Raw genomic sequence first — 20201 nt, forward strand, 5'->3', positions numbered from 1 at the left:
AGGCATGATCAAGAGACGTCATTCGAATTGTGCGATAGGATCATTCTAATCGAAATTTCACGTACATGTACATATAATTTCTAATGACATTTGAGCATTATAATCATCATCATTCCGGATCGACTGTTCGAAGAATGGATAGGTTCAAAATCTTATAATGCGAAATGACCATTGATGGACATGATGACAGGACAGACGAGGACCTTCATATCCGTGGAATTACCGCATCCTGATGATTTCAAGTCGATCACTGATACACTCAAAGGCATCCCCGGCGTAAGGATCACTCCCTTGAATCAACTGCATATAACGTTGAGTTTCTTAGGGGATGTCGATACAGACAGGATACCGAAGATCTGTTCTGAATTGAAATTAGCATTCAAAGATGTTGGATCCTTCCATCTGAGTGTGAAAGGTCTCGGAGCGTTCCCGAATGAGAGGCGTGCTCGCATCATTTGGATGGGGATAGAGGATGGGGATGTTCTTGCATCATGTGCGAAGATCATTGAACGTACGTTGAAAAGGATCGGCATACGGCATGATAAGAAGGAATTCACACCACACATAACGATCGCAAGGGCGAAGGATGTCGTGGATATCAGTCGGATCATCGATGATCACAGAGATGACGAATTCCTGAACTTTGATTGTTCATCTATCAATGTCATGAAAAGTGTCCTCAAACCTACTGGTGCCGAACATTCCGTGATATGCACCATACCACTCAAGCAGAATGTGTAACTGTTAACTGTAATACTTCTCCCAAATATCTCTCGATAACAACATACGAATCATGTTGCACAGAGAAATGAACGGTCCCAATCTAAAGAATGATAGGTCCGGCGGCATAGAAGGATTGCCACTACAACTTATGATCCTCATCCTGATCGCCACACTGGCGACAGCCATCATAATCGGATGGATGGGGAACATCTCCACGCCTGAGTCGATAGGGGATGTGACATTAGACAAGAGTGATGTATCTGCAGTACGCGGTGCGAATGGATATTGCACCATCACTGAAACTTTTTCTGTCTACGTCACCGATCAAGACGATAATCCTCTCAAGGATGCGGTCATCACACTATCAGGACATGGCATACAGGATGCGTATGGGAATACCGTCCACAAGAACACCGACAAGGATGGCAAAGTCACATTCAACAAGAATAGTATGAGATTGAAGATGGGTTCGAATACGGGTTTCGTCACAGTGAATGTCTCTAAACCAGGCTATGGCGAGGATTCATCATGCAAGATCATCGTAATAGTCTGATCCATGACAGGAAAGCTGTCATGAGCATGCCCATCAAGCTTCTGATCATCATGGTCATATTGTCACTCTCCATCCCTATCATCTACAGTGCGATGGAATTCAATCAAGAATCGATGATGGATGTTAGGATGGACAAGGAATGTGACAAGATAATAGGTTGCGTGAGAGAGATCTACTATTCTGGTACTGGTTCGATCAGAACGATCGATACCGAACTTCCGCAAGGATGTGAACTAGTGATTGGTGGCAATGATGGCGATGCATATTGCATAAGGTCATACTACGAAGGCAAGGAGATCTCGAAGATATACATGGACGAACCGTTGGTGAAATTCTCCGAAGAAATTCATATATCGGGCCATACCAGACTCAGGGTGATGACAGGGTTGGTGGACAATGAGTACGTCATAAAGGTGTCGATCGCATGATGGAATTCACATTGACGCGCGTTGTACTCTGTGTTGCAGGCATATTGGTGCTTGGAGCAATATTGACCCCTGTAATGGATATGTTCGAAGAAAGAGATGACACATCATATCAGGGCCAATCCGACAACATAGCTTCCATGATCGATACGTTCTATGCATCTGATGCATACGAGATGACGATATCCTTGGACAAGATCCTTCCGCGCGATTGCGAGATAAGCCTAAGGAACAACGTACTCACCCTACATCATGGCGATAGAAGATTCGAATCCCTGATAGATGCGGATACGATAGCGGATTCAGAATCATATGGGCGCGGACAGATGATATCGCTCACCAAACATGACAGAACGATCATCATAAAGGAAGTCATTTAACGAATGTATCTACGATCTTCCTGAGTGCATCCGTGAAACGTTCGATATCCTTGTCGTCATTGTAGAGGTACACAGATGCACGGGCAGTACCGTCGATATCCCTCGATACGAGGAATGGATGCGCACAATGCATTCCGGACCTTATCATGATACCACCCATGTTATCCATCATCATTGCGATATCATGCGAATTCAATCCGTCCACATTGAATGAGAACACACCCCCTCTTTTATCAGGGTCGTCGGGACCTATTGTGTGCAGACCCTTGATGTCCTCTACATCCTTCTGTATCAATCTCTGCAGATGATGTTCATGCTCGGTTATGTTATCCATGCCGACCTTAGAAAGATAATCCAACGCTGCAGAAGCACCTATTATGCCTGAATAGTTCTCAAGACCTGCCTCGAACTTCTCCGGTGCAGGGGATATCTTCACCGAATCATATGTCGTTAGACCGACGATCCCTCCGCCGTAGATCAATGGCCTCAATTCCTTAAGACGCTCCTCCTTTCCGTACATGAATCCGACACCTGTAGGTGCAAGCATCTTGTGTAAGGATGCACAGAAAAAATCCACATCGAGATCCTTGAGATCGACGGACATGTGCGGTGATGATTGCGCACCATCGATAGCGACAGCGACACCCATGTCATGAGCAATCTCCGTTATCTCCTTCACAGGTATGGTACAACCGGTCACATTGCTGGTCTGACCCATCGATACCAGTTTCACATCATGTCCGATGACCTTCTTGAATTCCTCGATATCGAATTCGCCATCGATGGATGTCTTGCAATATCTCCTCTTTATCCCGACATCGCTCTCCATCGCCAGCCATTCCACATGATTGGAATTGTGCTCCACATCCAACGTAACGATGACATCGTCTTTCTTCAGGCCAAAACCGTGTGCGATGGTGTTCATACCTTCGGTCGTATTCTTCGTGAACACGAATTCCGATGGATCGTCGCATCCGAAGAATGCGGCAAGCTTCTCACGTGTCTCATCGACCTCCATGGACACACGTGTACCCATGGAATGGACGCTCCTTCCTCCGCATGCAGGATATTCCTCATAATATTCCACGACCTTCGCTATCACACAATCCGGCTTCAGACTTTGACACGCACTGTCGAGATAGACGCCTTTGCCGTTGCGGATGGTCGGGAAATCCTGCCTTATAGAAGATACATCCATGCTCCCTGGATTGAACTGCTTTTATTTATACTAGTCAACGACAACTGGAAAGTGTAATATCGGCCAATGCAATCACAGCAACATGTCCGAACCGAAGACCAATGCCATGCGCATCCTCGATCAGAAGAAGATGCCGTATGACGTAATCTATTACGAACCTGGTGATTTCATCAGCAGTCTGGAAGTGTCCGATAAACTCGGTATCGACATCAATGTGATATTCAAGACACTCATAGCACAGGGGAAAAGCGAGAGATACTATGCATTCGTCATCCCGGGCAACAGGGAATTGGACATGAAGAAAGCTGCTAGATCCGTTGGAGAGAAATCTGTGGACCTCATTCCTGTTAAGGATATAAACAGGCTAACTGGTTACGTCAGAGGCGGATGCAGCCCGTTGGGGATCAAGAGACAATGCAAGGTAGTGATCGATTCCTCATGCAAAACATATGATAAGATGTATGTCAGTGGCGGTAAGATTGGGTGCACGCTCTGCTTATCACCACAGACCCTCATCGATGCTTCCAACGCGACCACTGAGGATATAACATTAGATAACGTCCTGATAACCGAATGATTTTTTAACAGATTGTTACAATGGGGAGAGTATGAGTTCCCTATACACCAGGATAGGTAGCCTCGAACTCGAGAGTCCGGGGATTCTCGCATCAGGAATATTGGATGAGACAGGAGAATCCATGGTCAGGGTCCTGAAGTCCGGTGCAGGTGCAGTAGTATCGAAATCCATAGGCACGAATGCCAACCCGGGACATGCGAACCCGAATTTCATCGAAGTTACGTCAGGATGCATCAACGCCATGGGGCTTCCGAACCCAGGTATCGAAGCTTTCGAAGAGGAGATACGTACGGCAGCGGATGCGGGGGATGTCATAGGTTCGATCTATGGTGCAACGCCTGATGAGTTCGCCACATTGGCAGGGAAGATGGAGGATTATGGCGCATGTGCAGTGGAACTCAATCTGTCATGCCCTCATGCAAAAGGATATGGTATCGAGGTAGGGACCGATCCGATAATGGTCAGGAACATTGTGAGTGCCGTGAAATCGGCTGTCAACATACCTGTCTGGGCGAAACTCACTCCCAACACACATATCCTTACGGACATAGGGAAGGCTGTAGAGGATGGCGGAGGAGATGCGATAGTCGCCATCAACACTCTGAAGGCGATGAAAATTATCCCAGAATTCAGATGTCCTGTGTTAAGCAATAAGGTCGGAGGTTTGTCTGGTAGTGCTATCAAACCGATCGGCGTACGTGCGGTATGGGATCTGTACAATTCCGTATCGATACCAATAGTCGGTGTCGGAGGGATATCGAATTACAAGGATGCCCTCGAATACATAATGGCAGGCGCATGTGCATTCCAGGTCGGAACAGCCATAATGAACGATGGTCCGATGTTATTCAATTCAATAAACAAAGGCATGAACAAGTTCATGAAACGTTACGGTTACCGCTCAATCGAAAGCGTGGTAGGTGTTGCACATGAGTGATGTCGTCATGATCAAGGACTGCAAGAAGATCAACAGCAACACCAGAAGGATCTCCTTCGAATGGGATGCTGAAACGAGACCGGGGCAATTCATCATGGTATGGGCCCCTGGAATGGAAGAGATCCCGTTATCCCTCTCAGGAACCAAACAGGAGAAATCCATCACCTTCAAGATCATAGGCAAGGACACAGAGAGACTCGCACAGCTTGGAAGTGGCGACAGGATGCAGGTCAGAGGTCCGTACGGCAATGGGTACAAGTTCGACCAGAACGACAAGAAGAAGATCCTGATCGTAGGCGGCGGAATTGGTATCGCCCCGCTCATCCCTCTAATGAAAGCGAGATCCGCGGATGTCATAATCGCTGGTAGGACAGCGGAAGAGGTCGAACCATATGTCCCTACGGTGAAGAATTTCTCCATGAGACATTGGGAATGCACCGATGACGGAACATACGGAGAACAATGCAATGCCGTCGATATGGTCAAGAGCGTGCTGAAGGATGAGCAATACGATGAGATCATCGCCTGTGGGCCTGAGATCATGTTGGTCTTCCTGCACAAATACCTCAACAAAGTACACATCGAACACCAGATGTCGTTGGAAAGGCACATGAAATGCGGATGCGGATTGTGTGGATCGTGTATGGTCAACGATAAGCGCGTATGCAAGGATGGGCCCGTGTTCAACAATTACGAGATCGACAATATGCCCGAATTCGGAATCTCGAAGAGGGATATCGACGGTTCGATCATAATCTTCGGTAAGAAATGACTCAAGTCCCATACCACATATCCGTAAAGCACGGGAACATGCTCATCAACGTCCCGAGGAATCTATTCCGCGGACCTGATTGTGAATTCGTAGACGATAAAGTCAAAGAATTCAGAAGGATAATGTCGGGAAGATACCCATGGTTGACGGAGAATTCCTTGGATGTTCTCCTAAGGAACGCTAGGAATGAGATGTTACGCATAACCGATGAGGAGACTGGGGGCCGTTCCACGAGCAAGAGCATGGCATCCAAAGGGAAGACCGATGCTGCCATCAATCATCTCAGGAAATATCTTGAGAGGAATCCTAACGATGCCGATTCATGGTACACCCTCGGTGAACTCCTCTGTAAATCAGGTAACATCGAAGAGGGATACAAAGCGATGAATAAAGGTCGCTCACTCATCGAGAAAGAGTGATCTTATCGCATCTATCACTTCTGGTATCGTAGCGCCCCATGGGACCTTGACCACATCGCCGTCGATGATGTGACCTTCCTTCACCTTGCAGCATTTCACGATGCATTTGCCCTTTCCTTCGGTGAAATCCGCAGGACATACATTTATGAACAGCACGTCACAGTTGTATAACGATCTAAATATTCTTTCCGAGAGGTGACATCCGATCAACGTGACATCATGTTTCAATGTCGGTGCCTCATCAAGGAAATAATATGGTCTATTGGATGATAATCCGGATACTTTGCACGGGAACATCACCGCTTCCGTTGTGACTTGAGGCTCCATCTTCCCCATATCTATGTCCTCTTTCTCCACAATGATCGGCAGATCGATGAGATCTGTCGCCAATGCCTTGTCGACCAACACACCGAGCTTGGATGGTGACGGAGGGACGTTGTCTATCACCTTCAATCTCAATGGAACTATGTCCTTGATGAACACCACATGAGAGAACATGCCCTTTATGACAACAGTCTTATTCGGATGAGCATCCTGTATCGATGCCAAGGTAGGCATATTGAGAACGTCGATCGAAGGATCCTCCACATAATCAGTCCCCTCCGGTAAGGAAAGGATCTCATAACCCGATACCTTGGAGAACAGATCCTTACTATCGTCCTTCTCTATGTGCAATGTAGCATAATCGTCACCATTCTTCAGAACGATGAATTCTGCACGCTTGTATGCTTTCCAATCCTTCATCAGGAGATCGATATTCTCCTTCGTCAGACCGATATCCACATCACGGACGGACACATCCTTGCAGTGCATGAGGGTTCCATATCTATGATAGATATATAATTTGAATCCGAAACACTGGTTACGTTGAACTTCAAAGAGACATAATTGCTCTGAAGTAGCGATATGCGCTGGGACGCATACCCCAATGGCTTTTTATATGAAGATTTAATAGCCTGAGTACCGCAATGTGGGAGTAGCACAGCGGCCATGCAGGGGACTGCAGATCCTCAGATGGGGGTTCAACTCCCTCCTCCCACTCCATACAACCACGATTTTTTTTCAAATTTTATCTTTCAACGGATGCTTTGGTCATATGAAAATGTCACTATCGTTTAGTGATGTGTGAACAAAATAGGGGGCGAACGCCCCCGTTTAGGATTATAGTTTGGTCTCAGGGATCTCGTCACGGATCTTCTCATATGCGTTGATCTTATCCGCGATCGGACATGAGTTCTTGAAGGTCTCAGAAGTGATATTCTCAAATCCGTTCAATTTTGCCGTAAGTGCCCACGCATCGAAGAGCGCACCATTGATGTTCTTCCAACATACCTCGATCGGAGAGTTAAGGAGAGCGTCCTTGATCGTTGTAGCATCCTTCACACTGCTCTTAGTCTGACAGATCTTTACGGCTTCATCGATGTTCTCCGAGATCCATTTGTTAGCCTTGTACGTAGCCTCTACGAATTTCTCCATTCTCTCAGCATTGGCATCATATTTCGCCTTGGTAGTACAAAGGACCAATGCAGTGGGTTCTCCAAGGACCTTACAATCTCCCCAAATGAATGCTCCAGATACTTTATCGACTGCATTGGTCGGTATAGGGTTACTTCCTCCGAGCATGTCGATAGCACCCTTACCAAGTGCTGTGATGGCTTCTCCCCCTGTAGGGAATTTCTTTATCTGGATCTTCTCTTTGGTTCCACTCTCTTCGGAGTAACCGATACCATAATGCATACACCATTTCATGAATGTCGTAAGTGTGGTGGATCCGCTGACAAGACCAACAGTAAGAGTTCCATCATATGCTTTGATAGCCTCTGCTGCAGCATCATTCTCTGCATCTGTAGCTGATTTTCCTTCTATCGGTGTAAGTTTAACAGGACATTTTGAAGTGGTGACCCATTTATGTCCCGCAGATGCTTTGGTGGTCTCATCATACATGCAGAGTCCGACGAACTTATCGGGACCATTTGATGCGAGAGTGTTGACATACGGTGCATCCCCTGTAGCAGCGACAGTGGCATCTCCAGCCAATACCGCATTGATCGCATCCTGTCCGCTTCCTCCGACGATGACAGGCTTTACCTTGAATCCAAGATCGTCATAAAATCCTTTATCGAATGCCACGTGAAATGTGTAATAACCTTTCTCAAGGTATGCCACCTTGAATTCATCCTCGTTCTGATTATTATTCAAAATGAGAACTCCTGCGATGGCTGCCACTGCGATTATAGCTACTGCAGCGATCGCTCCTATCTGTTTAGAATTCATTGTATCAAATCTCCTGACCTGAACTGATCTCAGTCAAAGCCGCACTGATTTCCTTTTTGATCTGCATCATCTCTGGTGATTCCAAATCCCTCGGATGTTCGATGTCGATATTCCACTCACGGACTATCTTCCCAGGGGAATCCGAGAACAGGACGATTCTGGAAGCGATCTGTATCGCCTCCTCGATGATGTGTGTGACGAAGACGACCGTTCTGTGTTTCTTTTGCCATAATTCGACTATCTCTGAATCCAACATCGAACGTGTATCGGCATCCAATGCAGAGAACGGTTCATCCATCAGCATGATCTCTGGATCGAGCGCAAGCATCCTTGCGATAGCGACCCTCTGTTTCATCCCGCCTGAGAGCGTATTTGGGCGCATATCCGCATATTTGTCCATACGAACGGTCTTCAGAAGCTCCATGGCCATCTCGTCCTGTTCCTTCTCAGGTATGTTCTGGGCTTCAAGAGCAAGTTTGACATTGGATTTTGCACTAAGCCATGGAAGAAGACTGTATTCTTGGAAGACCACGCCTCTCTCTGGAGAGGGGCCAGTGATCTCTTTTCCGTTACAGTAGATCTTTCCCAATGTAGGTTTCTCGAAACCCGCTATAAGATTGAGCACGGTGGTCTTCCCGCATCCCGATGGTCCGATGAAACATACGAATTCATTATCATCTATCTTCATCGAGATATCATCAAGAACGACCCTTGCCTTCGATTTGTCTCTTTTGACGTAATATGCTTTGGTGATATCGATCAATTCTATCATACGATCACACATCCTCGTCAAGGTTCAACTTGTGTCTGACATACTTCTCGATGTTAACAAAGACGATCTTATCGATCAGGAGACCAATCATACCGATGATCATGATGCACGCGAATGCGCCTACATAGTCGAGGACGCCACGTAACTCTGAGATGACAAAACCGACACCGACCCCTGTTCCGATGATCATCTCGGCAGATATCAGGACCCTCCATGCGCTGCCCATCCCTAGACGCAGACCGTTGATCGTATCGAGAAGAGCGAAGGGGATTATGACCTTGAACAGCTTCATGAATATGTTCGCACCCATCATATCGGCTACGCGCAGATAGACCTCGGGTATACGACGTATGCCCCCGGATACATTGATCGTGATTATTACAAAAGATATGAGCCAGATGATGAAGACTGCAGGCGCGTCCCCGATACCGAGCAGAAGTATCGCGACAGGTATCCATGCTGCTCCGGGAATCATCTGAATGATGTTGACGGATGAGATCGCTATAGGATATATCTGTTTGAAGCAACCGATTATCAATCCTAGCGTCACACCACAGACGGCAGACATGAAGAATGCCTCGAACCATCTTCCGAGACTTGCCTGCACATGTTCGATCAACGGTACTCCGAAGATTAATTCCTCCTGTGTGAAATATTGGATCAATCTCTCAACACATTCCATCGGATATGGAAATGCTAACAGTGAACCATCAATCTCATTCGCCCACCATGCATATATCTGCCATATTGCAAGAATGATCGCCAATCCGGCGAAGAATATGAACACTGATTTGAGATAATCGAATGGTCTGTTATTGGGCATCTCGATGTATTCCGAATCGCCCTTCCTATTCGATGCGTATCTTGCGATCCTAGAATCGTTATCACCCGCATACCATTCCCATAATCTGTTCATTGTTCCGACGATAAATGATACAAGATATTATAATTTTATCAATTATTAAACAAAAATCTAAAATAAACACAACGAAAATATACAAAAAAACACATAACCACGTTCATGAAGTTCATCCAGTGAGTAGAAATGGATTCACTGTAGAATGGATAAAACACCCAATCAGAAGGGTGATGAGGTCACCTTAATATGCTGTCCGTAGGCGAGAAAGCGATAGATTTCACATTGGATTCCACTGAGGGTAAGTTCACATTATCTGAACATGCCATCGACTCCCCGATACTCTTGTACTTCTTCCCTGTGATCAATGGGAGGACATGTACCGATTATATCTCATCAATGATCGAAAGAAATGAAGAATTCAAGGAGTTAGGCGTAGATATCATCAACATCAATCACGAACCGATCGATAACCATCGCGCATGGATAGAGCATACAGGATCCCCATTCGTGGATCTTTCGGATCCTGAATTGACTATCTGTAAAGCATATGACGCCATCGTAAAGAAAGCTAAGAGTGAATCATTGATCGGGAAGACCAATAGGGCACTATTCCTCATCGATAAGGATATGACGATAAGATATGCATGGTGTGCGGACATCCCATCTGATACAGTCCCCATAGGGACTTTGATCTCAGAGATCAAAGACGCATTGGATATTTGATCATATCAAATGCAATAAAAATTGTTTGAAGAGGGGAAATCCCCTCATTCAGCTTTGTTCTTCTTCTTGAGGATTATACCCGTCAGAAGGATATCGGACTTGTACAACCTTACCGTGACGTAGATCATCGCGAATGCGAATACAAGAAGGTACGCAAGACCGCCGAACACCATCGCCATGTTACCGAACATCAGATTCTGCATGACGACCATAGGGTGTGTGAACGGGATGATGAACAGAAGCACCTGCAGGATCATTGGAAGTTCCCCGTATGAACCGAACATCGTAATGAACATCGGGATCAACGCCAATACGCTGATGGGCAACACATACGTCTGTGCCGCTTTGTAATTCTTGGCGAATGCACCAAGTATCATACACATTCCAAGTGCACATATGATGGCAAGGAACATCGTCGCGATGACCATTATCCAATCCAGTACATCGAGCGTGAGGCCCAATGATTCCAACGAGACTCCATCCCCTGTGGTTATCATCACTCCATTGATGTAGAAGTACATACCGACCATGTACAATGCGCCCATGATCAGCCCCGCGATTGATGCACCGATCAATTTCCCGCTGACGATGGTCGTCCTATTGATTGGCAATGTCAGCAAGGTCTCCATGGTCTTGTTCTCCTTCTCGTTACCGATGGACGATATGACGATACTTCCGATCATCACGATGACCAACATGATAATTATCGGTACGAACATTGTCTGATTACCCAAAGCGGAATAGATCTGATCCGGTGTCACGCCCTTCTGAAGAGTTCCGTTGAAGAATGTTGAACCCGTCATGAGGCTAGGTGCTTTGATTATGTCTATCTCGTTCTTATCCAATGATGGGTCCTCGGATACCAACCTGTTACCGATGTAATCGTTCAACCTTGCAACGGTCTCTCCGGCGATGACGGTGTTGAGTGAACTGAATACGCTCGTATTGGTCTGTATCCAATACACGTCGATGGTCCCGCGTTCCAATTTCTTTATGTTATCATTGAAATCCTTGCTGAATACGAGTGATGACTCTACGCCTGCGGACTTCATGGCATCAAGGAGTTGATCTTCTACAGGAGAATCGTCCTTGATGTATTGCGACAGATCGATGATGTACTCATCTGGTTCCATTCCATATTCTTTGTAGTAATTCTTGAGCTCATTGATCGAATATGTAGCATAACCATCATCGCCATCGCCCGTTTGATCATAATATCCGACAGGCTGGATGCTCATCTGTCCTTTGATCTCGGAACCCATGAATGTTCCCAATGAACTCAGTAGTACAACGACGACGATGATCGATATCAAGGACGATGGCGTCAATAATTCCCTGAGCTCTTTCCTAACGAGATTCCACAGGTGATTCATTCTGCCACCGCCTTGACGAATACCTCTTCGAGGTTGTCAGCATCATACCTCTTCTTCAGATCCTCAGGCGTGCCGTCGAGGACGATCCTGCCGTTGTTGATCATCGCGACCCTGCTGCAAAGCAATTCCACCTCGAACATGTTGTGCGACGATATTATTATGGAAACACCGCTCCTCGCAATCCCCCTTATTATCTCCCTGATCTCATAGGCATTAACGACATCCAATCCTGATGTGACCTCATCCAAGATGGCAAGTTTCGGATTGGGCATGATCGCTCTTGCGATGAGAAGTCTTCTCATCATACCCTTACTATAGGTGTCGACTTTAGAGTCGATCCTGTCGCCGAGATCTGCAATCTCGATGCCTCTTGCGATCATCCTATCCTTCTCCTCACCCTTGGCGAAGAAAGTGGCCATGAAATCGAGATACTGTCTTCCGGTGAGTCCTTTGTAAGCTCCGGCGTCTTCAGGGAGATAGCTGATCATCCTCCTGACTTCGTTAGGTTCTGTCCTAACATCCTTGCCATAGACCTTGATATCACCGGATGATATCTTCAGAAGTGTGGAGATCATCCTAAGGGTCGTGGTCTTACCGGCACCATTCGGGCCGATGAGTCCGAAGATCTCACCTTCTCTGACGGAGAAGGTAACACCTTTGACAGCCTCTCTATCCCCATAGAGCTTGTGAACGTCATTCACATTCAATGCATCCATGTTTTATTAACGAAAATTATGTGTAATAAACCTTATTGAAATAACCTACCGAATCCCGGCCCATATGATGTAGCCACTCCTGAAAATCAGGTAAAAGACTACATTTGAGATCTAAACCGCACACGTGTATGGTTTTAACCCATTATTGCAAAGGATTTTCATAATTGCCCACACAGATATGGCTTCATTCTCCTCAACCCGATACCTGACCTCATCCCAGTGAAGGCATCTTTTATTCATTTCCATTATCTTGGACATTCGTTCCTGATCTGAGAGTATTGTTGGAATAACACTTTGATCCAGGTTATTGAAATCAGGTACGCGAACTATCTTCTTCACGAATGGTATTGTTTTTTCGGATATATAAAGAAAAGTCAAACATACATATTTTGACTTTTTTTGACTTTTCCAATACTGTTTTTACACTTCAGTACTGAACCTTTCGAAGTACAATCAACCACTTCTATGGAAACACCAGGAACGGAGATGAATTATTATCATAATAAACGGAAGATTTGGAGCGATTTTAGGCCGATATCGAGGGCGATTTTCGGTCAGGAAAGTCCATTCCAGTGCCGAAGGCACATGGGCAAATCGTTCTCGATGGATTCCGAACGTAGGGAATCAGTAACTGAGGACACGCGGACGGATGCAGATATCCAATTGTTCTAGCAGATGTCAGATCAAATGTCACGCATAAATGGCGAAGTCGGGATCGACATACTCAATATGATGATATAGGATTGTCTTCCAACTATATTTCCATCCAAAAAAATCAAAAGGAATGGGACGTTGAGCCCCATTCAGAATCGGTTTATTTCTTCCTTATGACGTCGCGATCCCTGTACATGAAACGATCGGATTTACGCGTCAGATTGAATGAATTCGGTTTACGATACACTGATGCGTAATCGTCAGAACAGACATCCCTTATCTGTCCGATGAGGAACTTAATTATGAAGAAGGTCGCGACCACTCCGAACAGGAATCCGATTATCGCTGATGTACCGTAATCCCCGCCCATGATGGTACCGAATATCCCTGTACACAATCCGAAGATGATGAAGAACATGGCGACACCGAGTCCTATGGCCTTCGGATTGGAGATCGGAAGGTTACCGACGATCTTACCGGTCTGACCGTTCATAGCGAATGTGAATTTCTGATCCTTCCATTGCGTATTCATCAACCAGACAGGATACAATATGTAATTCGCTGTCGTGTTGTAGATCTTGACGCCTTTCTCTTTCGTGGTGATCTTGTCGTAATGAGCGGTCTCTTTGAATGCTACCTCGGTCTCATTCGATATACGTTGGGATGCACGAGGTATCGCTTCCTCCTGCGTGACATCGTACTTATCCGCCAGGTATCCCGACAGATATGCCGTCTTGAAATCAACGGCATCATCATGATAGAACGGTTCTATGGATTCCATCAGATCATCATCGAGTTTCTTGGAACCGTCCACAGGGATACGTTCATAACTGATGTTACCGGCACGAAGGACAGAGTAATAATCCTTTATGATGATCTCCTCGTCCTCGTTCGATACCCTCCTCTCATTCACTCCGATGAATTTGAATTCGGCATCCACATCGGCATCGTAGATCCAGAACGGTGCATACAATCCCTTGATCTCCTTGAGCTCGTTCTCATTGATGAAACCCTTAGGTACGAGGATGTTGCCCTTGCATTTCTCCTTCAATGCATCGATGGCATCCTTGTTGGTCCTCTTGAACGGAACAACGAGATCCGGTTTCAACGTACCGCTCAACCTTCCTTTCAGAATGACCGCATTACCGCAGTAAGGGCACATGGTCGCCGATGTGTTCTCGTCGGAATACACCTCTCCGCCGCAGGATTCGCAAGAATAGACTGTGAGTGAATCCTGTTCGTTGGAATCCCACTCCTTACCTGCATCCGCGGAGATATTGATATCGTCCTTCAATTCGACCCTTGATTCCTCATCGGCCATAAGATCGGCGGCCTCATACTCCGCGTCACAATATGGGCATTTGACCTTCTGTGAGGTGACATCGAATTTCAATGCGCCACCGCATTTGAAACATTTGTGTTCGATGATATCTCCCATTGGAACCCCTCAGAACTGATTACCGCACTCAGGACAGAATTTCGGTGTCTTCGTAGGGTCTGCGGGTTTCCATCCACATTTGCTACAACATACCGTCTCAGGCCTCTTGGAACCGCAATTGCTGCAAAATTTGCCTGTGTTGGTCGTGCCGCATGAGCATTTCCATCCGCCATCTCCCTCGGGCTTCTTCGTACCGCATTCCTGACAGAACTTGCCTGTGGCGATCTTACCGCACTGGGGACATGTCCACCCATCTGCGGATTGATTCTGCATCATCGTCTGTTGTCTCTGCTGATCGGCCATGTTGTAGTACTGGTTGGCATTCATGCCCATACCGTTGCCCATGCCTCCGATCATCCCGACACCCATCAAACCTGTGATCGCACCTGCCTCATTCGATGCTGCTGCCTTGAGCGCATCCGCCTGTGCACCGACAAGTGTCGCACCTGCCATACCAGGATCCCTGAGCATTCCTGTGCGCTGTGCTTGTTTGATCATCTCCGCATCCTCTGGAGGGAGCGTGACGGATCCTATCGCCACTGTTACGATCTCGAGTCCACGAAGCTCCTTCCACTTTGCAGAGAGTTCCTCATTCATCGCATCCTGAAGTTCTGTGGTATGCGTGACGATCTCGTTCGGACGGAGTCCGAGTGCAGATAACTTACCGAAACCAGGCTGAAGCGCGCTTATGAATTCGGTCTTCAGCTGTGTATCGAGCTCCTCTCTCCTGTACGTATCGGTGACATTACCGCATACGTTCGCGTAGAAGAGCATAGGATTGGATATCTTGTATGAATAGACACCGAAGCATCTTACGGATACATCGATGTCAAGTCCGATGTTCTTATCGAGAACACGGAATGGGATCGGCTGGGATGTGCCGAACTTGTTATCGACCAACTCCTTTATGTTGAAGTAGTACACGCGCTGGTCCTTACCAGTGGCTCCGCCGTATGTGAAACGCTTGCCCATGGTATGGAACATGTCCCTTATTCCCTTGGCGAGTCCGCCTGTGAAGAGACTCGGTTCCGTGGATGTATCATATGTATATTGTCCAGGTTCCGAACAGATCTCAACGACCTTACCCTGTTCCACGATCATCATACACTGACCGTCAGCGACTGCGATCCCAGAACCGTTGCTGATGATGTTGTCGTTCCCATGGATGTTCGTAGAACGTTTCGTTACCTGCTTCTTACCTTTGGTGACAAGGACCTCCTTCGGTAGCGATTCACAATAGAAGAATTCCTTCCATTGATCCGCCATCGTACCGCCGATGGATCCTGTGATGGCCTTGATTAACCCCATGGGACTATAATCATTGTTACTATGATTTTAATCTAACCATCATAATGGGCGATTCCACCTGCACAGTATGGTCCTGCACCTATGTCATTAGGATATGCTTATAACTTATTCCGATGATTGCCAGTGCATGATAATCCACGTCGTTGGAGGATTCCTTGGAAGTGGAAAGACGACACTTCTGATCAAGATCGCAGAGAGATATATCGCAGATGTGACACCCCGTATAACAAACCGATATCCAACGAGGTCCTATCCGAAGCGTTAGGAGATGTAACCGAGAACAATCTCTTCATATTCTTCAGAGAGTGGAGGGACAGATTCGATGATGATTTCTATGCTATACACACATCGTCGATATCGTCATATGACAACAGGAAGGAGGCGATCCGTTTCAATGATCTTCCGCTTGTGATCGTCAATCCGACCACGTATCTCACGATGATGTATAACGTGAAATCCAACATTCCCATCACATACGGCCTGTACAACCGTATGCCTGTCAACATAACCGACATCCGCAGAAGGGAACATGAGAAATCGTGGTTGGATATTAACAAGACATTGGAAGTACTGGATACGGACTACTTCTCAGAGGACAATCTCAATGACCTGCTCTCGACCAATCATCGTTTCATCATGAGGGTATCCCCAGAGACCAAATTCGCAAGGGATGCGATAGACCGTGTGAAGGACAAGATAATGGATCTGAAGAATTACATGATGGTGGAGAATGAACCGCTCTTCGTCATGTCATTCATGAATCACATCAATGGTAAGAGATGTTTCATCCACATCATATTCAGTTCATCGGATGCCGAACGTGAGTTCTCATTGTTCTTGGGATTGATCGAGGAATGTCATAAGGAACTCAAGACGAATGTCTATGTTGCTGAACACGAGGATTTCTACAACAAATACTTCACCGTTAGGAATGCCTCATACGGAAGGGTCGTAGAGGAGAATGGTGAAGCCATAATGACATACAACACTGTCGCAGGCTTCATCGTGATGATAAGCAACACCGTGAAGAACCCTGAAAATGCGTTCAGGTACTATCTTCAGAGGGATCGCGTACAGAGGAATTTCGAGAATCTTAGGAATGAAGCGGATCGTACCAAATTGAAACTCTATACAGAGAACACCTATGAAGGGAGGATATTCATCCAATTCGCTACACTCACTTTGTATTCAGAGATCATGAACAAATTGAAGAGTAGTGCACTTTTAACGAATATCTCTCTGGATGACATAATACGGCAGATGGAGGCCATAAAGAAGATCACAATTCCTGGTTTCGATACGCCATTCTTTACGAACATCAACAACACACAGATGAAGATAATGAAAGTGTTCGGTATAGACCCAGATAAGATGAAGGAACTGTGAGAAATCATTATTATCTTCGATTCGTCTATTCTTTACATGACCAATGAATGTACGGTGACCTGCGATGCAGGTGTATGTAAGATGAAGACCATCATCCATGCGATCCAACAGGATGATGCCATGGTGAAGCTCGATATCGAAAGCGATAAAGGATCTGAAGGATGTTAAGGATCCTTGGAAGAAGAACAAGGACAATATCCAACTCACGGATGTGCAGAAGAGGATACTGAACCTACTCCACGGATCGGGATGATCCTATCAACGTTTGATCCCTATCACTATGTAGTAGTCGTCGTCATCGCGCGTGAATATCACATCGAGATCGTTCGCTGAGAACAATTCCTTCATAATGCTCAATTCCGGAAGATAGTCGTTGCATATCTCCTTCCCGCCTGTGTTATGCACATAATTGATGTGTTCCTTGGATGAGGAATGTGCTATCGTGAACGTGCCGCCTTTCACAAGCGCGCGTGACATCACGCGTATCGCGCCCATGGGATCCGGAAAGTGAGGGAAACAAGAATAACATACGATACGGTCGTATTCTTCCCTCTCAGTCATCGTATAGATGTCCTTCACTTTGTATGTGAGGGTTCCGTTCTCAGGATATTTGGAACGTGCTACGTCTATCATCCTCTCGGAATAATCTACGGCAGTGACGTGACCCCCATCGATCCTCCTCAGATACCCTGGGATCATTATACCTGTACCGGTACCGACATCCAATATGTTGCTGTCATCCTTGATGTTCAGGAGATTGGTTATGTACTCGACCTTCTCCATATCATGTATCGACATCTGATCCCATGTGTCGGCCCTTTCATTGAAGAACTCTGCCTGTTTGGGATTCTTCTTCCTTTTGGAGAGGAAGTCATTCGCCTTGAGCGATAACAGATGGTCTAGTTCATTCGGAACTATGACCTTGTATCCGTTCACTTCTCCTACAGTGACATCGATGCCGTACACATGACGAATGTTCTCACTCGTGATTATCTCTGGGCCTCCGGCAGCGAATATCTTACCTTCGGACATCAATATGAAACGATTGCTGAATCTGAGTGCTAGGTTCAAATCATGATTGGTCATGACAGCACAGATGTCATTCGTCCTGATTATGTGAAAGAGTCTGTGCATGACCTCGTATTGATTCTTGATGTCAAGATTGCTTGTCGGTTCATCGAGCAGCATGACCTTCGGTTCCTGTGCTACGGCACGTGCTATCTGAACCATCTGATATTCCCCTCCGGATATCTGATCTACAGGTTTGTCGGATATCGCATCCAATTCCATGATATCGATGATCCTCCCAACCAGTTTCAAGTCCCTGTTCGTCACATCCCACCTTATGTGCGGTTTACGACCGATGAGAATGGATTCGAAGACCGTGCTTCCAGAGATATGGGCCCTTTGAGGTACGTATCCTACGGTCTTTGCTATCTCATCCCTTGTATGTTCTTTAAGATCCTCATCATCTACGAGAACAACGCCGGATCTTGGAGGATGGATACGATTTATGCATTTCAGCAATGTCGTCTTACCAGCACCGTTCGGACCGAGAATTGATATGATATCCCCTTTATCAGCTACGAATGAGATATCAGATAATGTGGATTCGGTACCGTTGTATTCGAAATTGATATCGGATATGCACAATCTCATGATGCTCTGTATCTCCTTATGAGCATGTAGATGAATGTAGGTCCTCCTATCAACGATGTCAGCAGACCTACTGGAAGTATCCTAGGCAATGCAACGTTGAGAGCGATAATATTTGCCACGAGAAGCAACAATGCCCCTGTGAGCATGGACATCGGCAACAAGAATCTATGATCGTTGCCGACTATCGTCCTTGCCATATGTGGTCCGAGAAGTCCCACAAATGATATCACACCGAATTTTGAAACGACGAATGCGGTTATCACTGCAGACATGAACATACCGACGGTAAGGAATCTCTTGGTATCCACTCCCAGTCCTTTGGCAACCTCATCGCCTGCATTCATAGCATTCATATCCCATCTTCTTGGATAGAAATACAGGACAGCGACCAACATCACCACCAACAGTACAAAATCCCACTTCCAGTTCGTATGCGAGACCGAACCGAATGTCCATGTTACGATCGAACTCAACTGTATCGGGTCAGCAATATATTGCATCAATGTCATCCCTGCAGAGAATATCGCACTTATCGCGATACCTGCAAGGACCATGGTCTCGGATGATACCCTGGTGACCTTGGTCAATAGAATGATCAGCCCAGTAGCTACCATCGCCATGACGAACGCAGAGATCGGAGTAGAATACGCATTCATATTCCCCGTAAGGAATATTATGGAGAATGCCGCACCGAATGCGGCTGCATTGGATATTCCAAGGGTGTACGGGGATGCAAGTGGATTTCTCAACACACACTGCATCGCCGTACCCGCAATCGATAGCATCGCACCGGACAGTATGGCTGCAATCGCTATCGGGATGTCTATCTTCCAGATGAAACCCCCTATCGTTGTAGAAGTTTCACCTGTGAAGATGGCACGAGTTATCTCGAATACATCGAATGTCTTGTTCCCGATGTACAGAGATATAAAGGCAATTAGAATGATGGATGACAGGATCAGGAGCATCCATCTTTGCTTTCTTTTATTGTTCTCCTTATATGATTCTTCGGAATCTGTAGATTCGTCCTCGACATCATAGATCCTGTAATCCAC

The 20201-nt window shown here is 46.2% G+C and carries 24 protein-coding genes and 1 tRNA gene; 13 read left to right on the forward strand and 12 right to left on the reverse strand.

The genetic code is table 11. The features are described from left to right. Nucleotides 1-174: 174 nt before the first annotated feature. Genes thpR through ACI2NF_RS06305 form a run of 4 tightly spaced genes read left to right on the forward strand, consistent with a single transcriptional unit; the run spans nucleotide 175 to nucleotide 2081 of the window. Entirely contained in the window at nucleotides 175-741 is a 567-nt protein-coding gene (gene thpR / locus ACI2NF_RS06290; protein WP_400201947.1) for an RNA 2',3'-cyclic phosphodiesterase, read from the forward strand. 52 nt (nucleotides 742-793) lie between these two features. Beyond that, on the forward strand, nucleotides 794-1276 hold the full coding sequence (locus tag ACI2NF_RS06295) for a hypothetical protein (protein ID WP_400201948.1): 483 nt from the start codon (nucleotides 794-796) through the stop codon (nucleotides 1274-1276). Beyond that, nucleotides 1252-1704, forward strand: a complete 453-nt coding sequence (locus ACI2NF_RS06300; protein WP_400201949.1) for a hypothetical protein — start codon at nucleotides 1252-1254, stop codon at nucleotides 1702-1704. The genes ACI2NF_RS06295 and ACI2NF_RS06300 overlap by 25 nt, the downstream gene beginning before the upstream one ends. After that, complete coding sequence (locus tag ACI2NF_RS06305; protein ID WP_400150301.1) at nucleotides 1701-2081, forward strand: hypothetical protein; 381 nt, start codon at nucleotides 1701-1703, stop codon at nucleotides 2079-2081. Before ACI2NF_RS06300 ends, ACI2NF_RS06305 begins: the two co-directional genes overlap by 4 nt. On the opposite strand, the gene ACI2NF_RS06310 is transcribed toward ACI2NF_RS06305, so the two are convergent. Beyond that, entirely contained in the window at nucleotides 2074-3279 is a 1206-nt protein-coding gene (locus ACI2NF_RS06310; RefSeq protein ID WP_400211232.1) for an aminotransferase class V-fold PLP-dependent enzyme, read from the reverse strand. The two genes, ACI2NF_RS06305 and ACI2NF_RS06310, sit on opposite strands and share 8 nt — an antisense overlap. An 82-nt stretch (nucleotides 3280-3361) precedes the next feature. On the opposite strand from ACI2NF_RS06310, the gene ybaK reads away from it, so the two are divergent. The 4 genes from ybaK to ACI2NF_RS06330 are packed head-to-tail and all read left to right on the forward strand — an operon-like array spanning nucleotide 3362 to nucleotide 5984. Next, entirely contained in the window at nucleotides 3362-3856 is a 495-nt protein-coding gene (gene ybaK, locus ACI2NF_RS06315) for a Cys-tRNA(Pro) deacylase (RefSeq protein WP_177971682.1), read from the forward strand. Nucleotides 3857-3887: 31 nt separating this feature from the next. Then, a complete protein-coding gene (locus ACI2NF_RS06320; RefSeq protein ID WP_400147400.1) occupies nucleotides 3888-4793 on the forward strand; it encodes a dihydroorotate dehydrogenase in 906 nt (301 codons plus the stop codon). Further along, nucleotides 4786-5565 carry a dihydroorotate dehydrogenase electron transfer subunit gene (locus ACI2NF_RS06325; RefSeq protein ID WP_177971684.1) on the forward strand — a complete coding sequence of 260 codons (780 nt, stop codon included), beginning with the start codon at nucleotides 4786-4788 and terminating at the stop codon, nucleotides 5563-5565. The genes ACI2NF_RS06320 and ACI2NF_RS06325 overlap by 8 nt, the downstream gene beginning before the upstream one ends. After that, nucleotides 5562-5984: a tetratricopeptide repeat protein gene (locus tag ACI2NF_RS06330; protein ID WP_400147402.1), complete on the forward strand. Its 423-nt coding sequence runs from the start codon at nucleotides 5562-5564 to the stop codon at nucleotides 5982-5984. Before ACI2NF_RS06325 ends, ACI2NF_RS06330 begins: the two co-directional genes overlap by 4 nt. Here the strand turns inward: ACI2NF_RS06330 and ACI2NF_RS06335 are convergent. Then, nucleotides 5964-6797, reverse strand: a complete 834-nt coding sequence (locus ACI2NF_RS06335) for a DUF7714 family protein (RefSeq protein ID WP_400211233.1) — start codon at nucleotides 6795-6797, stop codon at nucleotides 5964-5966. The two genes, ACI2NF_RS06330 and ACI2NF_RS06335, sit on opposite strands and share 21 nt — an antisense overlap. Before the next feature lie 157 nt (nucleotides 6798-6954). Here ACI2NF_RS06335 and ACI2NF_RS06340 point away from each other — a divergent pair. Continuing rightward, nucleotides 6955-7028, forward strand: a tRNA-Cys gene (locus ACI2NF_RS06340). 117 nt (nucleotides 7029-7145) lie between these two features. Here ACI2NF_RS06340 and ACI2NF_RS06345 read toward each other — a convergent pair. From ACI2NF_RS06345 to ACI2NF_RS06355, 3 genes are read right to left on the reverse strand one after another with little or no spacing between them, the layout of a single operon-like run. Then, a complete protein-coding gene (locus ACI2NF_RS06345) occupies nucleotides 7146-8258 on the reverse strand; it encodes an ABC transporter substrate-binding protein (RefSeq protein WP_400211234.1) in 1113 nt (370 codons plus the stop codon). A gap of 4 nt (nucleotides 8259-8262) precedes the next feature. Next, nucleotides 8263-9030 (reverse strand): ABC transporter ATP-binding protein, encoded by a 768-nt coding sequence (locus ACI2NF_RS06350; RefSeq protein WP_400152271.1) that lies wholly within the window; start codon nucleotides 9028-9030, stop codon nucleotides 8263-8265. 4 nt (nucleotides 9031-9034) lie between these two features. Further along, the gene (locus tag ACI2NF_RS06355; protein ID WP_400211236.1) at nucleotides 9035-9946 is read right to left on the reverse strand and encodes an ABC transporter permease; all 912 of its coding nucleotides are present in this window, start codon (nucleotides 9944-9946) and stop codon (nucleotides 9035-9037) included. A gap of 189 nt (nucleotides 9947-10135) precedes the next feature. Between ACI2NF_RS06355 and ACI2NF_RS06360 the strand changes: the two genes are divergently transcribed. Next, the gene (locus ACI2NF_RS06360) at nucleotides 10136-10612 is read left to right on the forward strand and encodes a peroxiredoxin family protein (RefSeq protein WP_400147413.1); all 477 of its coding nucleotides are present in this window, start codon (nucleotides 10136-10138) and stop codon (nucleotides 10610-10612) included. A gap of 44 nt (nucleotides 10613-10656) precedes the next feature. Here the strand turns inward: ACI2NF_RS06360 and ACI2NF_RS06365 are convergent, their stop codons facing one another. From ACI2NF_RS06365 to ACI2NF_RS06385, 5 genes are all read right to left on the reverse strand, one after another. Then, nucleotides 10657-11985: an ABC transporter permease gene (locus tag ACI2NF_RS06365; protein WP_400147415.1), complete on the reverse strand. Its 1329-nt coding sequence runs from the start codon at nucleotides 11983-11985 to the stop codon at nucleotides 10657-10659. After that, nucleotides 11982-12701: an ABC transporter ATP-binding protein gene (locus ACI2NF_RS06370; protein ID WP_400211237.1), complete on the reverse strand. Its 720-nt coding sequence runs from the start codon at nucleotides 12699-12701 to the stop codon at nucleotides 11982-11984. The genes ACI2NF_RS06365 and ACI2NF_RS06370 overlap by 4 nt, the downstream gene beginning before the upstream one ends. A gap of 111 nt (nucleotides 12702-12812) precedes the next feature. Beyond that, a complete protein-coding gene (locus ACI2NF_RS06375) occupies nucleotides 12813-13040 on the reverse strand; it encodes a hypothetical protein (RefSeq protein ID WP_400211238.1) in 228 nt (75 codons plus the stop codon). 475 nt (nucleotides 13041-13515) lie between these two features. Then, nucleotides 13516-14793 carry a hypothetical protein gene (locus tag ACI2NF_RS06380; RefSeq protein WP_400211239.1) on the reverse strand — a complete coding sequence of 426 codons (1278 nt, stop codon included), beginning with the start codon at nucleotides 14791-14793 and terminating at the stop codon, nucleotides 13516-13518. Between the two features lie 9 nt (nucleotides 14794-14802). Then, on the reverse strand, nucleotides 14803-16101 hold the full coding sequence (locus ACI2NF_RS06385; RefSeq protein WP_400204815.1) for an SPFH domain-containing protein: 1299 nt from the start codon (nucleotides 16099-16101) through the stop codon (nucleotides 14803-14805). A gap of 127 nt (nucleotides 16102-16228) precedes the next feature. Between ACI2NF_RS06385 and ACI2NF_RS06390 the strand changes: the two genes are divergently transcribed. From ACI2NF_RS06390 to ACI2NF_RS06400, 3 genes are all read left to right on the forward strand, one after another. Beyond that, nucleotides 16229-16366 carry a GTP-binding protein gene (locus ACI2NF_RS06390; RefSeq protein WP_400147427.1) on the forward strand — a complete coding sequence of 46 codons (138 nt, stop codon included), beginning with the start codon at nucleotides 16229-16231 and terminating at the stop codon, nucleotides 16364-16366. 176 nt (nucleotides 16367-16542) lie between these two features. Continuing rightward, complete coding sequence (locus ACI2NF_RS06395; protein WP_449727733.1) at nucleotides 16543-17487, forward strand: IS1634 family transposase; 945 nt, start codon at nucleotides 16543-16545, stop codon at nucleotides 17485-17487. Between the two features lie 36 nt (nucleotides 17488-17523). Beyond that, nucleotides 17524-17655: a DUF6951 family protein gene (locus ACI2NF_RS06400; protein ID WP_400147433.1), complete on the forward strand. Its 132-nt coding sequence runs from the start codon at nucleotides 17524-17526 to the stop codon at nucleotides 17653-17655. A 90-nt stretch (nucleotides 17656-17745) separates the two neighbouring features. Here ACI2NF_RS06400 and ACI2NF_RS06405 read toward each other — a convergent pair whose 3' ends face one another. Further along, the gene (locus ACI2NF_RS06405; protein ID WP_400147435.1) at nucleotides 17746-19146 is read right to left on the reverse strand and encodes an ATP-binding cassette domain-containing protein; all 1401 of its coding nucleotides are present in this window, start codon (nucleotides 19144-19146) and stop codon (nucleotides 17746-17748) included. After that, a complete protein-coding gene (locus ACI2NF_RS06410; RefSeq protein WP_400152278.1) occupies nucleotides 19143-20201 on the reverse strand; it encodes a FecCD family ABC transporter permease in 1059 nt (352 codons plus the stop codon). The genes ACI2NF_RS06405 and ACI2NF_RS06410 overlap by 4 nt, the downstream gene beginning before the upstream one ends.

The organism is Candidatus Methanarcanum hacksteinii (assembly GCF_964305265.1).
GTDB classification, from domain to species: Archaea; Thermoplasmatota; Thermoplasmata; order Methanomassiliicoccales; family Methanomethylophilaceae; genus Methanarcanum; species Methanarcanum hacksteinii.

Excerpts from the sequence above, each read along its gene's own strand:
- thpR (WP_400201947.1), top strand. The coding sequence starts at position 175 with ATGGACATGATGACAGGACAGACGAGGACCTTCATATCCGTGGAATTA.
- ACI2NF_RS06295 (WP_400201948.1), top strand. The coding sequence starts at position 794 with ATGTTGCACAGAGAAATGAACGGTCCCAATCTAAAGAATGATAGGTCC.
- ACI2NF_RS06300 (WP_400201949.1), top strand. The coding sequence starts at position 1,252 with ATGCAAGATCATCGTAATAGTCTGATCCATGACAGGAAAGCTGTCATG.
- ACI2NF_RS06305 (WP_400150301.1), top strand. The coding sequence starts at position 1,701 with ATGATGGAATTCACATTGACGCGCGTTGTACTCTGTGTTGCAGGCATA.
- ACI2NF_RS06310 (WP_400211232.1), bottom strand. The coding sequence starts at position 3,279 with ATGGATGTATCTTCTATAAGGCAGGATTTCCCGACCATCCGCAACGGC.
- ybaK (WP_177971682.1), top strand. The coding sequence starts at position 3,362 with ATGTCCGAACCGAAGACCAATGCCATGCGCATCCTCGATCAGAAGAAG.
- ACI2NF_RS06320 (WP_400147400.1), top strand. The coding sequence starts at position 3,888 with ATGAGTTCCCTATACACCAGGATAGGTAGCCTCGAACTCGAGAGTCCG.
- ACI2NF_RS06325 (WP_177971684.1), top strand. The coding sequence starts at position 4,786 with ATGAGTGATGTCGTCATGATCAAGGACTGCAAGAAGATCAACAGCAAC.
- ACI2NF_RS06330 (WP_400147402.1), top strand. The coding sequence starts at position 5,562 with ATGACTCAAGTCCCATACCACATATCCGTAAAGCACGGGAACATGCTC.
- ACI2NF_RS06335 (WP_400211233.1), bottom strand. The coding sequence starts at position 6,797 with ATGCACTGCAAGGATGTGTCCGTCCGTGATGTGGATATCGGTCTGACG.
- ACI2NF_RS06345 (WP_400211234.1), bottom strand. The coding sequence starts at position 8,258 with ATGAATTCTAAACAGATAGGAGCGATCGCTGCAGTAGCTATAATCGCA.
- ACI2NF_RS06350 (WP_400152271.1), bottom strand. The coding sequence starts at position 9,030 with ATGATAGAATTGATCGATATCACCAAAGCATATTACGTCAAAAGAGAC.
- ACI2NF_RS06355 (WP_400211236.1), bottom strand. The coding sequence starts at position 9,946 with ATGAACAGATTATGGGAATGGTATGCGGGTGATAACGATTCTAGGATC.
- ACI2NF_RS06360 (WP_400147413.1), top strand. The coding sequence starts at position 10,136 with ATGCTGTCCGTAGGCGAGAAAGCGATAGATTTCACATTGGATTCCACT.
- ACI2NF_RS06365 (WP_400147415.1), bottom strand. The coding sequence starts at position 11,985 with ATGAATCACCTGTGGAATCTCGTTAGGAAAGAGCTCAGGGAATTATTG.
- ACI2NF_RS06370 (WP_400211237.1), bottom strand. The coding sequence starts at position 12,701 with ATGGATGCATTGAATGTGAATGACGTTCACAAGCTCTATGGGGATAGA.
- ACI2NF_RS06380 (WP_400211239.1), bottom strand. The coding sequence starts at position 14,793 with ATGGGAGATATCATCGAACACAAATGTTTCAAATGCGGTGGCGCATTG.
- ACI2NF_RS06385 (WP_400204815.1), bottom strand. The coding sequence starts at position 16,101 with ATGGGGTTAATCAAGGCCATCACAGGATCCATCGGCGGTACGATGGCG.
- ACI2NF_RS06390 (WP_400147427.1), top strand. The coding sequence starts at position 16,229 with ATGATAATCCACGTCGTTGGAGGATTCCTTGGAAGTGGAAAGACGACA.
- ACI2NF_RS06395 (WP_449727733.1), top strand. The coding sequence starts at position 16,543 with ATGTATAACGTGAAATCCAACATTCCCATCACATACGGCCTGTACAAC.
- ACI2NF_RS06400 (WP_400147433.1), top strand. The coding sequence starts at position 17,524 with ATGACCAATGAATGTACGGTGACCTGCGATGCAGGTGTATGTAAGATG.
- ACI2NF_RS06405 (WP_400147435.1), bottom strand. The coding sequence starts at position 19,146 with ATGAGATTGTGCATATCCGATATCAATTTCGAATACAACGGTACCGAA.